The sequence below is a fragment of the Burkholderia sp. AU45274 genome (genome assembly GCF_030482505.1).
Taxonomy (GTDB): domain Bacteria; phylum Pseudomonadota; class Gammaproteobacteria; order Burkholderiales; family Burkholderiaceae; genus Burkholderia.
This window is the reverse complement of record NZ_JAUJQE010000001.1, coordinates 622,950-645,507: the sequence shown is the minus strand read 5'-3', so window position 1 is coordinate 645,507 and position 22,558 is coordinate 622,950. Positions and strand designations below refer to the sequence as shown.

16 protein-coding genes and 1 tRNA gene are annotated in these 22,558 nt (G+C 64.8%); 5 read left to right on the top strand and 12 right to left on the bottom strand.

Features of this window, described 5'->3' with window-relative positions; genetic code table 11:
* Nucleotides 1-598 precede the first annotated feature (598 nt).
* Nucleotides 599-2,431: a protease pro-enzyme activation domain-containing protein gene (locus tag QZM35_RS02980; protein ID WP_089427992.1), complete on the top strand. Its 1,833-nt coding sequence runs from the start codon at nt 599-601 to the stop codon at nt 2,429-2,431.
* Between the two features lie 449 nt (nt 2,432-2,880).
* Entirely contained in the window at nt 2,881-4,581 is a 1,701-nt protein-coding gene (locus QZM35_RS02975; RefSeq protein WP_301775362.1) for a DUF3300 domain-containing protein, read from the top strand.
* 137 nt (nt 4,582-4,718) lie between these two features.
* On the opposite strand, the gene QZM35_RS02970 is transcribed toward QZM35_RS02975, so the two are convergent.
* A complete protein-coding gene (locus tag QZM35_RS02970; protein ID WP_301775361.1) occupies nt 4,719-5,369 on the bottom strand; it encodes a pyridoxamine 5'-phosphate oxidase family protein in 651 nt (216 codons plus the stop codon).
* A 312-nt stretch (nt 5,370-5,681) separates the two neighbouring features.
* On the opposite strand from QZM35_RS02970, the gene QZM35_RS02965 reads away from it, so the two are divergent.
* Entirely contained in the window at nt 5,682-7,148 is a 1,467-nt protein-coding gene (locus QZM35_RS02965; protein ID WP_301775360.1) for a PLP-dependent aminotransferase family protein, read from the top strand.
* A 22-nt stretch (nt 7,149-7,170) separates the two neighbouring features.
* On the opposite strand, the gene QZM35_RS02960 is transcribed toward QZM35_RS02965, so the two are convergent.
* The 7 genes from QZM35_RS02960 to QZM35_RS02930 all read right to left on the bottom strand — a co-directional run bounded on the left by QZM35_RS02960 (nt 7,171) and on the right by QZM35_RS02930 (nt 15,839).
* The gene (locus QZM35_RS02960) at nt 7,171-8,721 is read right to left on the bottom strand and encodes a phospholipase D family protein (RefSeq protein ID WP_301775359.1); all 1,551 of its coding nucleotides are present in this window, start codon (nt 8,719-8,721) and stop codon (nt 7,171-7,173) included.
* Nucleotides 8,722-8,981: 260 nt separating this feature from the next.
* Nucleotides 8,982-9,057 (bottom strand) — tRNA-Ile (locus QZM35_RS02955).
* A gap of 129 nt (nt 9,058-9,186) precedes the next feature.
* Nucleotides 9,187-11,607: an RNA polymerase sigma factor RpoD gene (rpoD, locus tag QZM35_RS02950; RefSeq protein ID WP_089427997.1), complete on the bottom strand. Its 2,421-nt coding sequence runs from the start codon at nt 11,605-11,607 to the stop codon at nt 9,187-9,189.
* A gap of 88 nt (nt 11,608-11,695) precedes the next feature.
* The gene (dnaG, locus tag QZM35_RS02945; RefSeq protein ID WP_089433274.1) at nt 11,696-13,573 is read right to left on the bottom strand and encodes a DNA primase; all 1,878 of its coding nucleotides are present in this window, start codon (nt 13,571-13,573) and stop codon (nt 11,696-11,698) included.
* A 70-nt stretch (nt 13,574-13,643) separates the two neighbouring features.
* Nucleotides 13,644-14,090: a GatB/YqeY domain-containing protein gene (locus QZM35_RS02940; RefSeq protein WP_301775358.1), complete on the bottom strand. Its 447-nt coding sequence runs from the start codon at nt 14,088-14,090 to the stop codon at nt 13,644-13,646.
* 208 nt (nt 14,091-14,298) lie between these two features.
* Nucleotides 14,299-14,511 (bottom strand): 30S ribosomal protein S21, encoded by a 213-nt coding sequence (gene rpsU / locus QZM35_RS02935; protein ID WP_006479415.1) that lies wholly within the window; start codon nt 14,509-14,511, stop codon nt 14,299-14,301.
* A gap of 107 nt (nt 14,512-14,618) precedes the next feature.
* A complete protein-coding gene (locus QZM35_RS02930) occupies nt 14,619-15,839 on the bottom strand; it encodes an NAD(P)/FAD-dependent oxidoreductase (RefSeq protein WP_089428000.1) in 1,221 nt (406 codons plus the stop codon).
* A gap of 130 nt (nt 15,840-15,969) precedes the next feature.
* On the opposite strand from QZM35_RS02930, the gene tsaD reads away from it, so the two are divergent.
* Entirely contained in the window at nt 15,970-17,010 is a 1,041-nt protein-coding gene (tsaD, locus tag QZM35_RS02925) for a tRNA (adenosine(37)-N6)-threonylcarbamoyltransferase complex transferase subunit TsaD (RefSeq protein ID WP_011355802.1), read from the top strand.
* Between the two features lie 98 nt (nt 17,011-17,108).
* Here tsaD and folE2 read toward each other — a convergent pair whose 3' ends face one another.
* Nucleotides 17,109-17,918 (bottom strand): GTP cyclohydrolase FolE2, encoded by an 810-nt coding sequence (gene folE2, locus QZM35_RS02920; protein WP_089428001.1) that lies wholly within the window; start codon nt 17,916-17,918, stop codon nt 17,109-17,111.
* 86 nt (nt 17,919-18,004) lie between these two features.
* On the opposite strand from folE2, the gene QZM35_RS02915 reads away from it, so the two are divergent.
* Entirely contained in the window at nt 18,005-19,057 is a 1,053-nt protein-coding gene (locus QZM35_RS02915; protein ID WP_301775357.1) for a transposase, read from the top strand.
* Between the two features lie 171 nt (nt 19,058-19,228).
* Here QZM35_RS02915 and dxs read toward each other — a convergent pair whose 3' ends face one another.
* The 3 genes from dxs to QZM35_RS02900 all read right to left on the bottom strand — a co-directional run bounded on the left by dxs (nt 19,229) and on the right by QZM35_RS02900 (nt 22,389).
* The gene (gene dxs / locus QZM35_RS02910) at nt 19,229-21,133 is read right to left on the bottom strand and encodes a 1-deoxy-D-xylulose-5-phosphate synthase (RefSeq protein ID WP_089474432.1); all 1,905 of its coding nucleotides are present in this window, start codon (nt 21,131-21,133) and stop codon (nt 19,229-19,231) included.
* An 81-nt stretch (nt 21,134-21,214) separates the two neighbouring features.
* The gene (locus QZM35_RS02905; protein WP_301775356.1) at nt 21,215-22,099 is read right to left on the bottom strand and encodes a polyprenyl synthetase family protein; all 885 of its coding nucleotides are present in this window, start codon (nt 22,097-22,099) and stop codon (nt 21,215-21,217) included.
* Nucleotides 22,096-22,389, bottom strand: coding sequence for an exodeoxyribonuclease VII small subunit (locus QZM35_RS02900; RefSeq protein ID WP_027791079.1), 294 nt, complete (start codon nt 22,387-22,389; stop codon nt 22,096-22,098). Before QZM35_RS02900 ends, QZM35_RS02905 begins: the two co-directional genes overlap by 4 nt.
* Nucleotides 22,390-22,558: the final 169 nt, after the last annotated feature.

Here is a 22,558-nt window from a genome sequence, read left to right as displayed (position 1 = left end):
TCGGCAATTCGCATTCCGCATTACTTTCTGTGGCGGCCTCGAATATTACAAAACACTGCCAATATTTTCAAAAACATTGCGCCTATTCGCTTTAATTTAGTTTCATATAATCAAAAAAAGTTTGACACCTCGCTTTCGTTCTTGATACCGTCCGATGCAAGCAATCTGACGAATTGCTCATTACGCAATCGCTTCCGCTCGACGTTTTTTTCGCTTTCGCCGCACCGCAGTGCTCGCCGCCGGCCGCATCGTTCGCGCGCCGACGCATGCAACATCCCGATGCATCTCATTGGACAACTGCCATCCGGCAGCGGGTCGAAGGATCGAATCAAATGAGCAGGACAACGAAACTGTTGCTCTAGCAACCCCGCCCGCGTCACGTCCGGCGCAGTTGCGTCGTATCGCGGCGCAGCCTTCCCGTTACCGCATTTTCCGTATTTCGCCCCCGGAGAAAAGACACCGTTCCGGACCGGGCGAAAGGCCCTGTCGCGTCCGTGCCATCCGCACGCATGCGACAGAAATCGGCGGTGCATGACCCGCACCGCTGTCGACCATTGTTGTTCGTGCTGTTCGATGTTCAACCGGAGGGGTAATTCAAATGAATCAGGTTGCAGACAAGAATCAAAAGCACAATCGCTTCGTCAAACTCGCATTCGCCGCCGCGGCAGCCGCATCGTTCGGCATGGCGACCGCCCATGCCGCGCCTGCGGCCGGCTGGACGGAAACGCACACCAAGGGTTTCCTGCCGCTCGTGCAGCAGAGCGAAGCCGGTACGGCCGGCGCGCCCGCCGCGAGCACGGCCGCGGCTGCAGCAGCCGCCGTCGAGATGGCGCCGGGCGAGTCGGTGGACATCGTGCTCGGGCTGAACCTGCGCAACGAGGCGCAACTCGACCAGTTTCTGCACGACCTGCACACGCCTGGTTCGCCGCACTACCGGCAGTTCCTCACGCCGGCGCAGTTCGCGTCGCAATATGCGCCGACCGACCAGCAGGTCGCCTCGGTCGTCGCGCATCTGCGCAAGGCAGGCTTCGTGAACATCGTCGTCGCGCCGAACCGTCTGCTGGTCTCCGCGTCCGGCACCGCGGCCACCATCAAGTCCGCGTTCCGCACGACGCTCAAGCGCTTCACGCGCAACGGCCGCAGCGTCTACGCGAATACCGACGCCGCGCAAGTGCCGAACGCGATCGGCGGCGTCGTGGGTTCGGTGCTGGGCCTGCAGAACGTCGAGCTGATGCACACGGGCGCGGGCAGCCAGCCGCAAGGCAACACCAGCAACCTGACGATTCCGGCCGGCGCATCGGCGGTGCCGCACAACCCGACCGAATTCTCGTCGATCTACGGCGGCGACGGCACGCCGACCGCGTCGCAGACCACCGTCGGCATCATCTCTGAAGGCGACCTGTCGCAGACGGTGAGCGACCTCAATACGTTCGCCGCAAACAACAGCCTCGGCACGATCAGCAGCAGCATCGTGAAGACGGGCCCGTCCGGCAGCGCGTACACCGACACCGACGGCACCGTCGAATGGAACCTCGACAGCCAGTCGATCGTCGGCGCGGCCGGCGGCAGCGTGAAGCAGGTCGTGTTCTACGTCGCGCCGTCGATGACGCTCACGGCGATCACCGCCGCGTACAACAAGGCCGTGACCGACAACGTCGCGAAGGTGATCAACGTGTCGCTCGGCGTGTGCGAATCGTCCGCGAACAGCACCGGCTCGCAGGCCACCGACGACACCATCTTCAAGCAGGCAGTCGCGCAGGGGCAGACCTTCTCGGTATCCGCCGGCGACCATGGCGCGTACGAATGTGCGAGCGGCACGCCGTCGCGCTCGACCTACACGGTGAGCGAGCCGGCAACGTCGCCGTACGTGATCGCCGTGGGCGGCACGACGCTGTTCACCAATACGTCGACCAACGCGTACAACAGCGAGATCGTCTGGAACGATCCGAGCTGGCAGCCGGGCACCGTATGGTCGACGGGCGGCGGGTACAGCAAGTACGAAGCCGCGCCGTCGTGGCAATCGTCGAGCCTCACGGGATCGACCAAGCGCGCACTGCCTGACGTCGGCTTCGACGCAGACCTGCGCACCGGCGCGATTCTCGTCGTCAACGGCCAGACGTCCGACACGCTGTGGGGCTCCGGCTACCTCAACAACGAAGGCGGCACGAGCCTCGCCGCGCCGATCTTCACGGGCATCTGGGCGCGCCTGCAGTCCGCCAACAACAATGCGCTCGGGTTCCCCGCGTCGAGCATCTACAAGTACTTCCCGAGCAACGCGGCACTGCTGCACGACGTCACGTCCGGCAACAACGGCAGCGGCACCTACGGCTACAAGGCGAAGGCCGGCTGGGACGCGACGACGGGCTTCGGCAGCGTGAACATCTCGAAGCTGAACACGTTCATCCAAAGCACGTCGGATTTCGCACGCTGATGGAAAGATGACCGCCCCGGTTCCGCATGCGCACCACAGCGCATATATGGAACGGGATGTGATCGCTTGAAAAACCCGCGAGGGCCGCAAGGCCTTCGCGGGTTTTTTGTATTCCGCGCGATCTCGAGGCGCAGCCTGCGGCGCGATGATGCCCTCGCCAACCTTGCAATCGTTGCGCAAGCAACTTTCATGTCCATTACCCGAGTAGTGCCGGCCCGCTTACGGACTGCAAGGTACACACTGTTACACAACGCGCAGACAACTTCCGCGCGTGTCGTGCGTTTAACTGGATATATCGATTCGTCGCGGGACAGCCCCCTGCGAGCACGACCCTGCCGCCGGCCCCGGCCGATGCCCCCGGAGCATGCGCTGACGGCCGCGGCACAGTGCTCAGGCCGATCGCGCGGCCCGCGTGCCTGCCAACGCCGACACAACCCCGAACGAACAACATGAACAACACACGTGCACACCGCCCCGTCAGAACGTTGATCGCATCGTCCCTCATCGTGTCGCTGCTCGGCCTCTCGGCCTGCAACAAGAACGGCGACAGCAGCGCCGCCACTCCGGCCAGCGACGCAAGCGCGGCCGCCGCGGCGCAGCCCGCCTCGACGCCCGTCGCCTACACGCCGCCGACTGCCGACCAGCTCTACCAGATGGTCGCGCCGATCGCACTGTTCCCTGACAAGCTCGTCGCGCTGGTGCTTGCGGGTGCAACCTACCCGGACCAGGTCACGGCCGCCAATAACTGGGTCATGCAGAATCCGTCGTTGAAGGGACAGGCACTCGCCACCGCCACCGATACGCAGCCGTGGGATCCGTCGGTCAAGGCATTGACCGCGTTCCCCGCGGTGCTGTCGCAGATGGCGTCGAACCCGGCCTGGACCACGTCGCTCGGCCAGGCCTACTACAACGACCCTACCGACGTGATGAACGCGATCCAGGTGATGCGCCAGCGCGCGCAGACGTCCGGCCATCTGCGCTCGGGCAGCCAGATGCGAGTCACGCAAGTCGCGCAGGCCGCACCGGCCAGTTATACGCCGGCTACCGACGCGCCCGTGGTCTACGCGGGGCCGGCGATCGTGCCGCCCCCCGCCCAGGCCATCGAGATCGAATCGGCACAGCCCGAGGTCGTCTATGTCCCGTCGTACAACCCGACGGTCGTCTACGGCGAGCCGGTTTCGGCCTACCCCGGCTACGTGTACCGACCGCCTTCATACAGCACGGGGGATGTCGTTGCCGCCGGCGTGATCACGTTCGGCGTCGGCATCGCCGTCGGCGCCGCGATCTTCGGGCATCACGACTGGGGCTGGCATGCATGGGGCATGAACTGGGGCGCGCCGCGTCCGGAAGGCCCCGGCTGGAACGGCGGCTGGCAGCGCCCGGCCGTGGTGTACAACCACACCACGTACGTGTCGAAGTCGACCACCGTGATCAACAACATCACCAACATCCGCAACACGCGAATCACGAACAACTACGGCGGCAACGTCACCAACAATACGACGAACACGACGATCGAACGCAACACGATGCAGCCGGGCGCAGAGCCAATGCGCGGGCAGGCCATGCAGCAACGCCCGGGCGCCGTGCCGATGACGATCCCGCACTTCGGCGCAAACGACGCGCGCCCCGGCGTGCGGCCGTCGCCCGGCGCGTTCGCACAGAACCGTGCGAACGAACCGCATACCGAAGCACCGGCGCAACATGCGCCCGGCGTGATGCGCGAGGAGCGGCAGCAGGCCATGCAGCAGGCGCACGCCGCGCAGGAAAATCGCGTGGCCGCCCAGCAGCAGCAATTGCAGCAGCAACGTCGCAACGAGGCTCAGCAACAACGCGAAGCGATGCAACAGCACAACGCAGTACAGCAGCAACGCGAGGAAATGCAGCAACACAGCGCCGCAGAACAACAGCAGCGCGAGGCGTTGCAGCAACACAATGCGGAGCAGCAACGGCAGCGCGAAGCCATGCAGCAACGCACCGAGACTCAGCAGCACGTGCAAAAAGAGGCGCCACCGCACAACGAAGCGCAACCCCAGGAACACGCGGCAGCGCAGCCGCGGCAACCGGCCCGCGAGCACGCACCTGCACCGCATCCGCACCCTGCGGAGTCGCATCCGCCACACGAGACGCACGAGCATCGCACCGAGTGATATGCACGCCGTGACGGCAGCGCGGTATTCGCACTGCCGGCTGGCGAAACCGCATCTCGTTGCCGTGCGAACGCAGCTCGGCGCAACCTTCCGCGCGCCACCATTCTCAGCGAAACCGCACGGCCCTGCCGTGCAACTTACGCCTCCCAGTTCCGGACATAATCCGGCACCGGTACGCTGCCCTCGGCATGGACCGGCGCACCGCGCGTCATCTTCAGCGGCAGGATCCCCGTCCAGACAGCAAGCGCGAGATCTTCGTCCTTGTCGGACGGCATTGAGTCGCTGACCTTCACGGCTGCTTCCGCAAGCGCAATCCGCAGCACGCTGGTCGCGTTGATTTCCTTGTCGTTGCCGGGCCGCGCGTCATGCTTGCGACCGGGCGCGATCTTGTCCATCAATGCATCCAGCGCCGCCAGCTTGTCCGCACGGCCCTCCACCATCTCGAACCGCCCGTAGATCACCGCGGATCGATAATTCATCGAATGGTTGAAAGCCGATCTGGCCAACACGAGACCGTCCAGCAACGTCACCGCGATGGAGGCCTGTGTGCCCGCCGCCAGCATCTTGATCATCCGGCTGCCGTTCGACCCGTGAATATAGAGGTGATCGCCCCGTCTCCAGTGCGCGGTCGGGATGCAGTGCGTGTCCTCGCCCGAACCGAATGCGATGTGGCACACGTAGGCCTCGTCCACGATGCGATGAAGCGTCTCGCGATCGTGGCTTGCCAGTTCCGGCAGGCGGCGAATGGTGGTGCGGGACGTGGGGGAGATGACGGTCTGGTCTTTCATGTTTCGTTTTCCTATTTGCACGCCCTGGCGCGCAGCGAGCGGCCCGCGTTTCGGCCAGGCGCAGGCACTCACTCGAAATATATTTGCACTACGAAGTTAATAGAATTGAACGATACAGCTTTGCACGCGCGAATGACCGGTCGATCAGCCCATCGACAGTCTCTGGCCAAATCAATCAAAATACGCGCGCGGCTATCCGTGACGATCGCTGGACATGCCCGCGCACCGGCCGGCGCCACGGGAACGTGAACGATACGACGCGCGTCGCATCTTCAAAAGAACCAGCTCACCCAAAAATTCTAGAACCAGCCCATGGATCTCGCGCTGCTCGTCTCATCGCTTTCCAGACAGGACGGCACGACACGCCACAGCCAGCAGGAAGCCCTCTACCGGAGCCTGCGCAACATGCTGCTGGACGGGCACATCCCGCCCGGCACGCGGCTCGTATCGACGCGCGTGCTCGCGGCCGAGCTGGGCATCGCGCGCAACTCGGCGGTCTATGCGTACGAGCGCCTTGCCGAGGAAGGCTTCGTGGCGGCCACGCGCAACGGGACGATCACGCTATGGGACGGGTGCGGCTGTTCTGGCGCAGGGCCCGAACGCGGCCCGGCCCCGGTTCGATTGTCCGAGCGCGTACATGGGCTGGAGAACGCCGATCCCGAACCCGAACGCATGCTGCCGTTCGTTCCCGGCCTCCCTTCGCTCGATGAATTCCCCGTCGCCCAATGGCGCCGTTGCATCGAGCGCGCGTGGAGAGTCATCCAGCCCGCGCAGCTCGCCTACGGCCCGGTCGAAGGGCTGCCCGAATTGCGGCGTGCCGTGGCCGCCTACATCCGGGTCTCGCGCGGCGTGCGCTGCGAAACAGGCCAGGTATTCATCACCGACGGCACGCAAAGCAGCCTCGAACTGTGCGCGCGCATGCTGGCGAATCCCGGTGAATACGGCTGGCTAGAGAATCCCTGCTACAACGGCGCCCGAACCGCATTCCGGTCGACCGGGCTGGATCTCGTGCCGATCGAGGTCGACCACGAAGGAATGGCGCCAACCGACGAACAATGGCGCACCCGGCCGCCCCGGCTGATCTATACGACACCGTCGCACCAGTACCCGCTCGGCGCGCTGATGAGCCCCAGTCGGCGCGCAGCGCTCGTCGAGCACGCACGTGCGTGCGGCGCGTGGATCATCGAGGACGATTACGACAGCGAGTTCCGCCACGGCGGCCAGCCACTGCCCGCGATCCAGGGCCTCGATGCCGACGCACCGGTCTGCTATCTCGGCACCTTCAGCAAGACCATGTTTCCCGCCCTCCGGCTCGGCTTCATGGTGGTTCCGCCGACGCTGGTCGACCGCTTCACCCGCACGCTACGCGAACTCGTCCATCGCGGCCACTCGGCCGATCAACTGGCGATGGCCGAATTCATCGACACCGGCCTCTTTGCACGACACCTGCGCAGGATGAGGACGCTCTACGCCGAGCGTCGGAGCAGCCTCGAAGCCGCACTCGCCCGCCACCTCGGCACCGTGCTGAGCGTTCGCGAAAGCCCGGGCGGCATGCATCTGTCGGCCGATCTCGCGATGCCGCTGCACGATACCGATGTCGCCCGCGCGGCAGCCGCGCATGGCCTGCTGCTTCAGTCGCTGAGCAGCTATCGGGTCGGCGACGGCCGGCCGTACAACGGCTTCGTGCTCGGGTACTCGGGGCTGAGCGACACGACGATCGAGACCGCGACGAGGCAGCTCGCGGCCGTCATCGAGCAGCACGGCCGCACGGGTTGCTGAATGTCGTGCGCGGCATCGTCGCTCACAGTTGCGACTCGAGCGGAAACAGCCCGAGAAACCAGACTTCCATCCGCCGCGGGACCGAAACTTCCGGCTCGCGATCGAGTTCCGTGACCTTCCCGTCCGAATCGGTCTGAATCCACTTGAGCTGCCCGTTGCCCGCCGGATCGGTTCTCAGCTCGACACGCCACGCAATTCGATCGAGCCGTCCGTCCAGATTGTCTGCCACTTGCGACGCAATCGCCGGACTCTCGCAGTAGACGCCGATCTCCGTATTGAGGTTCAGCGAGCGCGGATCGAGATTCATCGATCCGATGAAAATGCTCTTGCGGTCGAACACGTAGGTCTTCGCATGCAGCGATGCACGCGACGAGCCGATGATCACCTTCTTCGAAATGCTCTTGTCGCCCGACGGCCGCCGTTCGTAAAGCCGCACGCCGGCCGCCACGAGGTCGCTGCGGTATCGCCGGTAGCCTGCGTGCACGGCCGCCACGTCAGTCGACGCGAGCGAATTGGTCAGCACCGTCACACGTACGCCGCGCGCCGTGAGCGCGCGCAGCCGCGCGACGACCTCCTTGCCCGGCACGAAATACGGCGACACGATCAGCAAGTCATGCTCGGGCTGTAACGCGAGCGCCCGCAATTGCGGCATCAGGTGCCCGTCGCTGTCCTTCGGCGCGTGCGCGATCTTCGACGGATCGTCATACAGCACCGTCGCGTGACCCCACGACAGTTCCGTGCCTTCCCCGTGAACGATCCGGTCGAGCCGTTGCCTCGCCTCGAGCACGTACGGATTGTCCTCCATGGTCCTCAGGTAGTCGCGCAACCGTTCGCGCTCGCGGTCCAGCCCGCCCGGCGCCGCATCGTGCCCGACCAGCGCACTGATCGGATACGCGTACGGGGAATTCCAGAACGTGTCGAATTCGGTCGAGATGTTCTTCACGACCGGGCCATGGACGACGACGTCGAGATCGCCGAACTCCACCATCGACGATGCGCCGAAATACTCGTCGCCGATATTGCGGCCGCCGACGATCGCCGCCTGGTTGTCCGCGATCATCGCCTTGTTGTGCATGCGCCGGTTGACGCGCGAGAACTCGAACACCGTGCCGATCTTCTTGAACCGGCGCGTGGCGACCGGATTGAACAGCCGGATCTCGATGTTCGGATGCGAACTGATCTCGAGCAGCTTGCGATCGTCCGCGTTCGTGCCGAGATCGTCGAGCAGCGCACGCACGCGCACGCCGCGATCGGCCGCGCGAATGATCGCATCGGCCAGTTCGTGCCCGGTCAAGTCGTCATGCCAGATGTAGTACTGAAGATCGATCGAGCGGTCCGCGCGATCGGCGAGCAACACGCGCGCATCCAGCGCGTCGATCGGATCGGTCAGCAGATGAAACGCGTCCTGCCCCGGATGCGTACTGGCCTGCTGCTGGAACGCGACGCCCAGCCGCGTGTTGTCCGTATCGGTGTACGCGTGCGTCGGCGCGCGATCTGCCTGCGGCGGCAGGCTCGCGCATGCAACGAGCGCCAGCAACGAAAGAAGCGCACCCCACGAACGCAGCATGGTCATGATTGCCGTCCCACTCCCGGCCGAAGTCTGTTTGTTCTCGCCGCCGGATGGATCGCGGGGCTGTTTGGCTTGCCTTGGGCCGCAATCGGTATCGCGTGTGAAACGGCCGCGCTACAGCATACTTCGATTGACGGCGACGCGGCACCCTCTCGGTACTTTCCTGATCACGACATGGGTCACGCGCCCACGCAAAGAAAAACCCGCGACGCATGAAGCCATCGCGGGTTTTCGGCATGCCACGCGAACGCGCGCATGAAATCTGGTGGGCCCGGCGGGGTTCGAACCCGCGACCAATCGATTATGAGTCGACTGCTCTAACCGCTGAGCTACAAGCCCTGATGAGAAGCGAAGCGTGTCACACGCTGCCCCGACGACGAAGCCGGGCCGGCATTGTAACAACAAAGGAGAGAAACGCCACCGGCATCACGCGGATGCCGGCGGCGTTCGCAGGAGAGACGCTGGAAATCAGTTCCCTTCGAGGAACGACTTCAGCTTGTCGGAACGGCTCGGATGACGCAGCTTGCGCAGCGCCTTGGCCTCGATCTGACGGATCCGCTCACGCGTGACGTCGAACTGCTTGCCGACTTCCTCGAGCGTGTGATCGGTGCTCATCTCGATACCGAAGCGCATCCGCAGCACCTTCGCCTCGCGCGGCGTCAGCGAATCGAGCACGTCCTTCACGACGTCGCGCATGCTCGCATGCAGCGCGGCATCCGCCGGCGCGACCGTGTTGGTGTCCTCGATGAAGTCGCCGAGATGGGAATCGTCGTCGTCACCGATCGGCGTTTCCATCGAGATCGGCTCCTTCGCGATCTTCATGATCTTGCGGATCTTGTCTTCCGGCATCTCCATCTTCTCGGCGAGCGTTGCCGGATCCGGCTCGAGACCGGTTTCCTGCAGGATCTGCCGCGAGATGCGGTTCATCTTGTTGATCGTCTCGATCATGTGAACCGGAATACGGATCGTGCGCGCCTGGTCCGCGATCGAGCGCGTGATGGCCTGACGGATCCACCACGTCGCATAGGTCGAGAACTTGTAGCCACGACGGTATTCGAACTTGTCCACCGCCTTCATCAGGCCGATGTTGCCTTCCTGGATCAGGTCGAGGAACTGCAGGCCGCGGTTCGTGTACTTCTTCGCGATCGAGATCACGAGACGCAGGTTCGCCTCGGTCATTTCGCGCTTCGCCTGGCGCGCCTTCAGTTCGCCGGCCGCCATCTGGCGGTTGGTTTCCTTCAGGTCCTTCAGCGGCAGCACGACGCGCGCCTGCAGGTCGAGCAGGCGCTGCTGCTGTTCGCGGATCGCCGGGATGTTACGCGACAGCACCGCGCTGTACGAATGGCCTTCGGCCATGATCTTCTCGGCCCAGTCGAGATCGGTCTCGCTGCCCGGGAAGCGCGCGATGAATTCCGAGCGCGGCATGCCGCACTTGTCGACGACGATGTGCAGGATCTGACGTTCGACCTGACGCACTTCGTCCACCTGCGCACGCAGCGTGTCGCACAGGCGTTCGACGGTACGCGCGGTGAAGCGGATCGTCATCAGTTCGGTCTGGATCGTTTCCTGCGCCTTCAGGTAGGCCTTCGACTTGTAGCCTTCCTTTTCGAATGCGCGGCGCATCTTGTCGAACCACTCGCTGATCTGCGAGAACTTCTCGAGCGACGCACGCTTGAGGGCTTCGAGCTGGGCGGCGTTGGCCGATGCCTGCGCGGCACCGTCATCTTCCTCCTCTTCCTCTTCTTCCTCTTCCTCTTCGGCTTCCTCGTCCTCGTTCTCGATGGCTTCCGCTTCCTTCGCGGAGAAGCCGTCGGTATCGGCGGAGTCCGAAGCATTCGGATCGAGCAGGCCGTCGACGAGCTCGTCGACGCGGATCTCTTCGTTCGCGACGCGTTCGGCCATCGCGAGGATGTCGGCAATCGTCGTCGGGCACGCGGAGATGGCCATCACCATGTGACGCAGGCCGTCCTCGATCCGCTTCGCGATCTCGATTTCGCCTTCGCGCGTGAGCAGCTCGACCGTGCCCATTTCACGCATGTACATCCGGACCGGATCGGTCGTGCGGCCGAATTCCGAATCGACGGTGGACAGCGCGACTTCCGCTTCCTCTTCGACTTCATCGTCCGACGACGCGGCGGGCGCGTTGTCGTTCAGGAGCAGCGTTTCCGCGTCCGGCGCCTGCTCGTAGACCGCCACGCCCATGTCGTTGAACGTGCCGATGATGCCTTCGAGGGCTTCGGTCTCGGTGAAGTTGTCCGGCAGGTGGTCGTTGATTTCGGCGTACGTCAGGAAGCCGCGCTCCTTGCCGAGCTTGATCAGCGCGCGCAGTTTCACGCGGCGCTCTTCGAGCTCCTCGGCCGTACCCGGCGTGCTCGTCGCGAACGCTTCCTTCAGTAGCGCCTTTTCCTTGGCGCGACGATCGCGCACCTTGGATTTGCCCGGGGCAGCCGCCGCTGCTGCGGGCTGCTCGTCGCTCTGATTTGCGTCGTCTTCGACGGATACTTCGTTCAGCTTTTTGGTCATGGAGTTCGCCGTACCGGCTATATCGACTCGCGGCTGCTGGACGACAGCCGGTTGAACCGTGGGTGCATGAGTAGTACGTACTGCCGTTTCGTCCGCGGCGGCAGTCGTGTCCCTTGCGCTTTTCGCACTTGCCCGCTTCGCCGCCGGCTTGGCCGGCCCGGAGTCGGGTCTGGCGGCAGCCCGTGTTCTGGCTGCCGGCGCCGGCGCAGCCTGAGCAGTGCCGGCCGCGGTTTTCTTTCCTGCCGGGGCTGACGTGGCTGAAGACGTTGTCCTGGTGGAAGAAGCAGACTTGGCCGCTGTGACCTTTTTGGTCGGCTCCGTCGAGCCCTTGCCTGTTGCTTTCTTTCCGCCTGTCGTCTTTGCCATCGCGATTCTCGCCTCTGCTTAGAAAACAAACCGCTGGAAACCTTATATTATAGCACGCTGGGGAGCCCTCTCTAAGCTCTCCAGCCGCCTACAGCCCGAGCCGACGCTTCATGTCGGTCCGCTGCTGGTTCAATTCCGTCAATTCGGCCAATTCCTCGGGTGTGAAGGTAGATTGCCGCGCCAGCCTGTCAAGCCGGTCGCAACAAGCGTCGTAACGCATCTTGAGCACCGCCGCCTGCAGTTCCTCCCCCGCGATCCGTTCCTGTTCACGCTGCCGCTCGGGCACCGTCTCGTCTTCCGGATTCTGTAACAGCAAGTCGCGGACGTTTTCATCATAGTCCAGAATTTCGCGGAAGATTTCCTCGTAAGTCGCTCCATTCGAGGACGTCCGCAGGACATCCGACAGCAGCCGGAACTCCGCGCCTTCGCCCAGCGCGCGCGCATGATCGACGACTTCCGCGAACAGCTCGCCGATGCGCGGCAATGCGCGCAGGGTCGCCAGCTGCTCATCGTCGAGCTGCGACGCGATGCGCGGATGCATCACCAGCGTGCGCAATGCACGCTTTTCACTGTCCGTCACGCGGCGCCGCTCGCTGCGCGGGGGCGCCTGGCGCGGCGGTGCCGCGATCCGCGTATCGACGTCGGACAGCGCCGCGACCTCTTCGAACGGGATATCGAGGCGGTCGGCGAACATGTGCATGATCTGCGCGCGCAACGCGTTCGCGGGCAGCGCCTGCAACAACGGCTTCGCATCGAACAGCGCCTTCGCGCGGCCTTCCGGCTGATCGAGCGCCTTGCCGGCAATTGCTTCGTTCAGCAAAAATTGCGACAGCGGCATCGCGCGCTCGACCTGCTCGGAGAACGCCGCCTCGCCGAACTCGCGCACATAGCTGTCCGGATCGTGCTCGGCCGGCAGAAAAAGGAACCGGATCGTGCGGTTGTCCCCCGCATGCGGCAGGCAGGCCTCGAGCGCTCGCCGGGCCGCGCGCCGCCCGGCCGAATCGCCGTCGAAGCTGAAAATGACCGTATCGGTCTGGCGCAGCAGCTTCTGCACGTGAATCGGCGTGCACGCGGTGCCGAGCGTCGCGACCGCGTTCGGGAACCCGAGCTGGGCGAGCGCGACGACGTCCATGTAGCCTTCGACGACCAGCACGTACTTGCGCTCGCGAATCGCGAGCCGCGCCTCGAACAGGCCGTACAGCTCACTGCCCTTGTTGAACAGCGGGGTTTCAGGCGAGTTCAGATACTTCGGCTCGCCGCTGCCGAGCACGCGCCCGCCGAAGCCGATCACCTGGCCCTTCACATTGCGGATCGGGAACATGATCCGCTCGCGGAACCGGTCGTAGCGGCGCGCAACGCCCTGCGCATCGGTCTTCTCGCTGACGATCACGAGCCCCGACTCGACGAGCGACTCGTCGCGATAATCCGGGAACGCGGCCTCGAGGTTCTGCCAGCCGTCCGGCGCATAACCGAGCCCGAAGCGCGCGGCAATCTCGCCGGTCAGGCCCCGGTTCTTCAGGTACTGGATCGCGACGGTCGCGCCGCGCAACTGCTTGCGGTAGTAGTCACACGCGGCGGTCATCGCATCGGACAACGCAGTCGCGACCGATTTCGACACCGGCGCCGGATAGTCACCACCACCGCCGCCGCCCCCACCGCCGCCACGCATCGACGGCTCGTGCGGCACGGTCAGCCCGACGGACTGCGCGAGATCCTGCACGGCCTCCGGGAACGTGAGCCCCGCGTGTTCCATCAGGAAGCCGATCGCGGTGCCGTGCGCCCCGCAACCGAAGCAGTGATAGAACTGCTTGGTTGGACTAACGGTAAACGACGGGCTCTTCTCGTTGTGGAACGGGCACAGCCCCATGAAATTGGCGCCGCCCTTCTTGAGCTGCACGTACTTGCCCACCACGTCGACGATATCGACGCGGTTCAGCAAGTCCTGCAGGAACGAATGCGGAATCACCGTGGGATCGAGCGAAAAAAGACAATACGACACCCCGGCGCACGCACCGCGCACGCCGGGGAAACAGGTGTTACTTCGTGAGCGCGGCCTTGACCAGCGCGGAAATGGCCGTCATGTCGGCGCGGCCGGCGAGCTTGCCCTTCAGCACGCCCATCACCTTGCCCATGTCCTGCGGGCCGGCGGCGCCCGTCTGCGCGACCGCTGCCTGCACTTCGGCGGCCACCTCGGCCTCCGACAGCTGCTCGGGCATGTAGCCGCTCAGCACGACCAGTTCGGCCTGCTCCTTCGCGACGAGGTCGTCACGGCTGGCTGCCTGGAACTGGCTGATCGAATCCTTGCGCTGCTTGATCATCTTGTCGATCACGGCCGTGATGCCCGCATCGACGAGGGTGATCTGATCGTCGACTTCGCGCTGCTTGATCGCGGCCATCAGCAGGCGAATCGTTGCCAAGCGCTCGCTGTCCTTCGCGCGCATCGCGGCCTTCATGTCTTCGCTGATCTGCTCTTTCAAACTCATCTTTCACCCGGGAAGGAAACGTGAATCCGACGCCCGCCAAGGGCGTCAACACAAAAACCCGCTTGGGACAAAGTCTCAAGCGGGTTGCTCGAATCCGGCATCGGCGGCTCGCCCGATCGGTCGCACGATCATGCTCGATCTTTCGCGATCACCTGATCGCACGGAGTCGCCGGTGCGCCGCTCAGCGAACCGCGCGGCGCCCAATCGTTCAGTACAGCTTCTTCGGCAGTGTCTGGCTGCGGATGCGCTTGTAATGACGCTTCACTGCAGCAGCCTTCTTGCGCTTGCGCTCCGCGGTCGGCTTCTCGTAAAACTCGCGCGCACGAAGCTCGGTCAACAGACCATTCTTCTCGATCGTACGCTTGAAGCGACGCATTGCAACTTCGAACGGCTCGTTCTCTTTAACGCGAATGATCGTCATGATCCGACACGAATAAAGGTTTGCAGGGAAAGACTACCGAGTATAGCAGAGCGATTGTCTAAAGGCACGGGGCCCGGCCCCGCCAAAACGGCGTCGCCCCAGCCCCGTCAGGCGCCGCGCGCATACTCCGCCGCGGCCTGTCCGGCCGCCGTGCCGGACGCCCACGCCCACTGGAAGTTGTAGCCGCCGAGCCAGCCCGTCACGTCCACCGCCTCGCCGACGAAGAACAGCCCCGGTACGCGCGCGCTCATCATCGTCGCCGACGACAGGTCGCGCGTATCGACCCCACCCTTCGTCACTTCGGCCTTCTTATAGCCCTCGGTGCCGTTCGGCGTCAGCGTCCAGCCGGACAGCGCGTCGCCGATCTGGCGCAGCGTCTTGTCGGGCAGGTCCGCGAGCCGCGCGTCGGCCGCGACGCGATGCGTGTCGAGCCACGCATGCGCGAGGCGCGACGGCACCCAGTCGGCGAGCAGCGAACCGATCTGGCGCTTCGACGTGCGCTTCGCGTCGAGCAGGTCGGCCACCGTGTCGCGCTGCGGCAACAGATCGACGCGAATCGGGTCGCCGGGCTGCCAGTAACTCGAGATCTGCAGGATCCCGGGCCCGGACAGGCCACGATGGGTCAGCAGCAGGTCCTCGACGAATTCGCCGCCGCGCTTCTTGTCGCCGGTCGATACGCGCACCTCGAGCGATACGCCGGACAACGCCGCGAACGGCTCCCAGTCCTGCTGCGCGAACGTCAACGGCACGAGCGCGGGCCGCGTATCGATGAGCTTGTGGCCGAACTGCTTGGCGATCCGGTAACCGAAGTCGGTCGCGCCGATCTTCGGGATCGACAGGCCGCCGGTCGCGATGATCAGTGCGCGCGCACCGATCGTCCCCGCCTGCTGCGTGTCGAGCGTGAAGCCGTCGGACGGCGCGTGGCGCACCGCGTCGACGACGACGGGCCGGCGCCACGCGATACCGCCCGCGTCGCACTCGTGCTTCAGCACGTCGATGATCGCGTCGCTGCCGTGGTCGCAAAAGAGCTGGCCCTTGTGCTTTTCGTGCCAGGTCACGTGATGGCGCTTGAGCAGCCCGAGGAAGTCGCGCGGCGTATAGCGCGCCAGCGCCGAGCGCGCGAAATGCGGATTCGACGACAGATAGTTGTCGGGGCCGGCGTACAGGTTCGTGAAGTTGCAGCGGCCGCCGCCCGAGATGCGGATCTTCTCGGCGAGCCGCGGCGCGTGATCGATCAGCACGACGCGGCGGCCGAGTTGCCCGGCCACCGCGGCGCTCATCATTCCGGCGGCGCCCGCGCCGATCACGGCGATGTCATAAGTTTCCATGGCGCGGATTGTACCTGCCCGGCATCCGGCCCGGGCCGCTGCCAGCGGGGGCAGGCCCTCGCCTGCTATACTTTCCGGTTACGTTGACCTTCCTGCGGCGCGCCCGATACGGCGTGCCCTGCCCGTACCCATGCTCGTTCTCGGCATCGAAAGCTCCTGTGACGAAACCGGCCTCGCGCTCTACGACACGCAGCGCGGCCTGCTCGCGCACGCGCTCCACTCGCAGATCGCCATGCACCGCGAATACGGCGGCGTCGTGCCCGAGCTCGCATCGCGCGACCACATCCGCCGCGCGCTGCCGCTGCTCGAGGAAGTGATGGCGCAAAGCGGCACGCGCCGCGACGACATCGACGCGATCGCGTTCACGCAGGGCCCCGGCCTCGCCGGCGCGCTGCTGGTCGGCGCGAGCATCGCGAATGCGCTCGCGCTCGCCTGGAACAAGCCGACCGTCGGCATCCACCACCTCGAAGGCCACCTGCTGTCGCCGCTGCTCGTCGACCAGCCGCCGCCGTTCCCGTTCGTCGCGCTGCTGGTGTCCGGCGGCCACACGCAGCTGATGCGCGTGACCGACGTCGGCGTGTACGAGACGCTCGGCGAAACGCTCGACGACGCGGCCGGCGAAGCATTCGACAAGACGGCCAAGCTGATCGGCCTTGGCTACCCCGGCGGCCCGGAAGTGTCGAAGCTCGCGGAAACCGGCACGCCGGGTGCGGTCGTGCTGCCGCGCCCGATGCTGCACTCTGGCGACCTCGACTTCAGCTTCAGCGGCCTGAAGACGGCCGTACTCACGCAGATGAAGAAGTTCGAAGCGGCGAAGCTCGAAGGTGAAGCACTCGAACGCGCGAAGGCCGACCTCGCGCGCGGCTTCGTCGACGCGGCCGTCGACGTGCTCGTCGCCAAGTCGCTCGCCGCGCTGAAGAAGACGAAGCTCAAGCGCCTCGTGGTCGCGGGCGGGGTCGGCGCGAACCGCCAGCTTCGCGCCGCGCTGTCGGCCGCGGCAGCCAAGCGCGGCTTCGACGTGCACTACCCCGATCTCGCGCTTTGCACCGACAACGGCGCGATGATCGCGCTGGCAGGCGCGTTGCGGCTCGGCCGCTGGCCCGAGCAGGCGAATGCCGACTACGCATTCACGGTGAAGCCGCGCTGGGATCTCGCGTCGCTCGCGCGCTGAGCCGCGCCGCGCACGCGACGCAACGTCGCACCGGCAAACAGGAAGGCCGCTCAATTTTGAGCGGCCTTTCTTCATCGACGCGACAAAACGCCGCGGCGTTATGCAGCCAGTCGCTTGTCGCGTTCGATCAGCGCATACGCGCTGTGATTGTGGATCGACTCGAAGTTCTCGGCTTCGAGCACGTATGCCACCACACGCTCGTCCGCATCGAGACGCTGCGCGACGTCACGCACGAGATCCTCGACGAACTTCGGGTTCTCGTAAGCGCGCTCGGTGACGAACTTCTCGTCCGGACGCTTCAGCAGGCCCCACAGCTCGCACGATGCCTCTTCCTCGGCGATGCGGATCAGCGCCTCGACCGGCAGGTCGGCCGCGAGCTCGGCGTCAATCGTCACGTGCGAACGCTGGTTGTGCGCGCCGTACTGCGAGATCTTCTTCGAGCACGGGCACAGGCTCGTCACGGGCACGAGCACCTTCAGGAACAGGCGCGTATCGCCGTTGCGGCTTTCGCCCGCGAGCGTCACTTCATAGTCGAGCAGGCTCTGCACGCCCGACACCGGCGCCGTCTTGTTCACGAAGTACGGGAACGTGACTTCGATGCGACCGGCTTCGGCTTCCAGCTTCTCGAGCATCGATGCGAGCATCGCGCGAAAACGCTCGACCGTCAGCGGTGCACGGTTCTCTTCGAGCAGCGCGACGAAGCGCGACATGTGCGTGCCCTTCTGGTCGGCCGGCAGGCGGACATCGAGGTTCCAGACACCGACGGTCGGCTGCACGTCGCCGCTTTCGGTGCACACCGTCAACGGATGCCGGACCGCCTTCACGCCCACACGCTGAATCGGAATCTGGCGGGTATCCACCGTGCTCTGCACGTCGGGCATCACGAAGGCGGGATTCATCTGGTTCATCTGTTACTCCGAGAAACCCCGCCACTGATGGCGGGAAGGAAAAGAGCGCCGTCGACAGACGACGTTCCATCGTTAGAATGACCGGCATGATTCTTGTCTATCGCTACCGGGTGAAATCGCTCAACGGACTGCTTAACAAGCAGAGCCGCGCGGTGAACTACGTCTGGAACTTCTGCAACGACACGCAAAAGCATGCGCTCAAGTGGCGCAAGAGGTGGCCGTCGGGATTTGATCTGAACGTGCTGACCACCGGTAGCAGCAAGGAACTCGGTATACACTCCGGCACGATCAACGCGACGTGCGAGCAATACGCGAAGTCGCGTAGCCAGCGCCGTCGGCCCTACCTGCGCTATCGCGGCAGGAAATCGCTCGGCTGGGTACCACTGAAGGGGCGTGATCTGAAACGCGAGGGCGACGCGTTCCGTTTCGCCGGCAACACTTTCCGCGTATTCAGCAGCCGCCCGCTTCCCGACGGCAAGGTCAAGGACGGAACCAACTTTGCGCAGGATGCGCGCGGCAACTGGTTCCTGAACATCGTGATTGAAATGCCCGATGTCCGGGCGCGCCCGATCGGTTCCGGTGTGAGTATCGATCTCGGCCTGAAAGATTTCGCCACACTTTCGACCGGCGAGAAGCTGCCCAATGACCAGTTCGGTCGACGCGCGGCGGAAAAGCTGGCGAAAGCGCAACGGGCGCGAAAGCACAAGCGGCATATCGCGAAGCTGCACGCCAAGGTGGCGAACGCCCGTGCCGATTTCCAACACAAGCTCGCGCTCGATCTGGTGCGGCGTTTCGATTACATCGCGGTCGGCAACGTGTCGGCCGCGAAGCTCGCCAGAACCAGGATGGCGAAGAGCGTCTACGACGCATCCTGGTCGTCTTTCCGAAACAGGCTCCGCTACAAAGCGATCGCGCACGGAGTCACGTTCGAGGAAGTCGACGAAAGCGGTTCTACCCAGTCCTGTTCGTCGTGCGGGTCGAAAGACAGCAAGACGCGGCCGAAAGGTATCGCAGGACTGCGAATAAGAGAGTGGACCTGCAGTGAATGTGGTGTCGTGCATGATCGCGATGTCAATGCGGCTCTGAACATTCTCCGATGCGGACGTGCATCGCCAGTCGTGGGAATCGCTCGCCTTTAGGCGGGGGAGGACGTCAACTTGTTCAATCCTTGTAAGCCGCGCGTTCGACGACGCGCACGCCGCGTCACGCGGCAGCCGGAAAAGCAACATGGGCCCGCAGGCCCATGTTTTCCGCATCAATGAAGACCGGTTGCGCCAGTCGCACCGACACCGCCCGCGGGCGGCGCCAGCTTATGCGACGCGCTTCGCCTGACCGGCGACGTCGGCCGCCGGATTCAGAAAGCGTTCGCGAATCGATTTCGCGATACCCGCGCCGTCGAGACCGCATTGCGACAGCAGCTTCGCGGGGTCGCCGTGATCGATGAACAGGTCAGGGAGGCCCAATTGTAGTACGGGTCGGATAACCCCACTCTCCATCAGGGCTTCCACGCAGGCCGAGCCCGCGCCACCCATCACGCAGCCTTCCTCGACCGTGACGAGGTAGTCATGCGTCTCGGCGAGTTCGCGCACGAGCGCCGCATCGATCGGCTTCACGAAGCGCATGTTCGCGACGGTTGCGTCGAGCTCCTCGGCCGCGGCGAGCGACGGCGCGACCATCGTGCCGAACGCGAGGATCGCGACGCGCTTGCCTTCCGGCTGCGACGTCTGGCGACGCACTTCACCCTTGCCGAGCGGGATCTCGGTGAATTCCTTCACCGTCGGCACGCCGGTGCCCGCGCCGCGCGGATAGCGCACTGCGGTCGGGTTCGGCTGCTGCAGTGCCGTGTGCAGCATCTGGCGGCATTCGTTCTCGTCGGACGCAGCCATGATCGTCATGTTCGGGATGCAGCGCATGAACGCGAGATCGTACGCGCCCGCGTGCGTCGCACCGTCCGCGCCGACGAGGCCCGCGCGGTCGATCGCGAACACGACCGGCAGGTTCTGCAGCGCGACGTCGTGGATCAGCTGGTCGTATGCACGCTGCAGGAACGTCGAGTAGATCGCGACGACCGGCTTGAGGCCTTCGGTTGCCATGCCGCCCGCGAACGTCACCGCGTGCTGCTCGGCGATGCCGACGTCGTAGTAGCGATCCTTGAAGCGCTTCTCGAACTCGACCATGCCCGAGCCTTCGCGCATCGCGGGCGTGATGCCGACGACGCGCGTATCGCGCTCGGCTTCGTCGCACAGCCACTCGCCGAACACCTGCGTGTACGTCTTCTTCGCGGGCGTGGTCGACGGCTTGATGCCTTCGGCCGGGTTGAACTTGCCGGGGCCGTGGTAGAGCACGGGATCGGCTTCGGCGAGCTTGTAGCCCTGGCCTTTCTTCGTCACCACGTGCAGGAACTGCGGGCCGCGCAGTTCGCGGATGTTCTGCAGCGTCGGGATCAGCGAATCGAGATCGTGACCGTCGATCGGGCCGATGTAGTTGAAGCCGAACTCCTCGAACAGGGTAGCCGGCACAACCATGCCCTTCGCGTGCTCTTCGAGCTTGCGGGCAAGTTCGAGCACCGGCGGCGCAACGCTCAGCACGCGCTCGACGCCTGCGCGCGCAGCCGCATAGAAGCGGCCCGACATCAGGCGTGCGAGATGGCGATTCAGCGCGCCGACCGGCGGCGAGATCGACATGTCGTTGTCGTTCAGGATCACGAGCACTTTCGCATCTTCCGACACGCCCGCGTTGTTCATCGCCTCGAACGCCATGCCGGCCGTCATCGCGCCGTCACCGATCACGGCGATCGAGAAGCGGTCGTCGCCGTTCAGCTGGCTGCCGATCGCCATGCCGAGCGCGGCCGAGATCGACGTGCTCGAGTGCGCGGTGCCGAACGTGTCGTATTCGGACTCGCTGCGGCGCGGGAAGCCCGAGATGCCGTCCTGCTGGCGCAGCGAATGCATCTGGTCGCGGCGCCCCGTCAGGATCTTGTGCGGGTAGGTCTGGTGGCCCACGTCCCAGACGATCCGATCGTTCGGCGTGTTGAACACGTAGTGCAACGCGATCGTCAGCTCGACCGTCCCGAGGTTGGACGACAAATGGCCGCCCGTCTTCGACACGCTGTCGAGCACGAACGCGCGCAGTTCATCCGCGAGCGGTTGAAGTTGGCGACGATCGAGGCGGCGCAAATCCGCCGGGTCGTCGATGGTTTTCAGCAAGTCGTACATCGTCGTTCCATTGTAGGAAATCAAACGCGCCCGCATTCTGATGCACGCACCGTAGCATGTGCGCGGCGGCGGGCTTTCGCGTCAGCTGACCCGGTTCACTACCAGGTCGGCAAGTTCGGCCAGACGCTGTGCGCGCGCGCCGAACGGTTTCAGCGCGTCGTGCGCTTCGGCGCGCAGTTGTGCTGCGAGCTCGCGCGACGCGTCGAGGCCGAGGATCGATACATAGGTCGGCTTGTCATTCGCCGCATCCTTGCCGGCCGTCTTGCCGAGCGTCGCCGAATCGGTCGTGACGTCGAGAATGTCGTCGACGACCTGGAAGGCCAGACCCACGGCCCCCGCGTATACGTCGAGCGCCGCCATCGTTTCCGCGGACGGCGTCTCGCCGGCCAGCGCGCCCATCCGCACGGCCGCGCGCAGCAGTGCGCCCGTCTTCTTCCGGTGCATCGTCTCGAGCTGCTCGAGCGTCAGCTTGAGGCCGACGCTCGCCAGGTCGATCGCCTGCCCGCCGGCCATGCCGACCGAGCCGCTTGCGAGCGCCAGCTCGCGCACGAGCGCGGCCTGCTGCGCCGGCGACAGCGCGGCGGCATCGGTCAGCGCAACGAACGCCTGCGATTGCAGCGCGTCACCGACGAGCAGTGCCGTCGGCTCGTCGTACTGCACGTGCACGGTCGGCTTGCCGCGACGCAGCGCATCGTCGTCCATGCACGGCATGTCGTCGTGCACGAGCGAGTAGACGTGGATCATCTCCAGTGCCGCCGCCGCCGCGTTGCGGGCCGCTTCGGTCGCGCCGGTCAGTTCGCCTGCTGCATGGCACAGCAGCGGGCGAACGCGTTTGCCGCCGCCGAGGACCGCATAGCGCATCGCCTCGTGGAGTTTCTCCGGCACCGCGGTTTCAGCGGGCAAATAGTGGCCGAGTGCGTCCTCGACACGGTCAAGCACGGACCGCATCCATTGTTCGAATGTCATAGATCGTCGTCTTCGCCGTCCGTGGCGGCCGTTCCGGACGAAAGCGGCTTCAGCGTCGCGCCGTCGAGCACGCGAACCTGCTGCTCCACTTTCTCGAGCTGCTGTTGGCAAAACGCAACGAGGGTCGCACCGCGGCGATACGCCGTCAGTGAATCCTCGAGGCTCAACGCGCCGCCTTCCATCCGGGCAACCAGCGTCTCGAGTTCCGCGAGCGCCGTTTCGTAATTGTCCGGCAACGGTTCGGTACCATTGCCGGGCGGCGTGGCGCCTGGGGATGCGGTTTTCGCCATGGACGAGGGTGTCAAATTTCAAAACAAGTCGGACATTCTACGGCAAAAGAGAATTTTCCGACCTGCCGTCGTGGCACCCGGGTACATCTTCCGGCCCCACCTTCGACACACATTGTGCGCCTTCCGATTGTCGCCCGACAAAAAATTGACACAAATCAGGCACTTAATC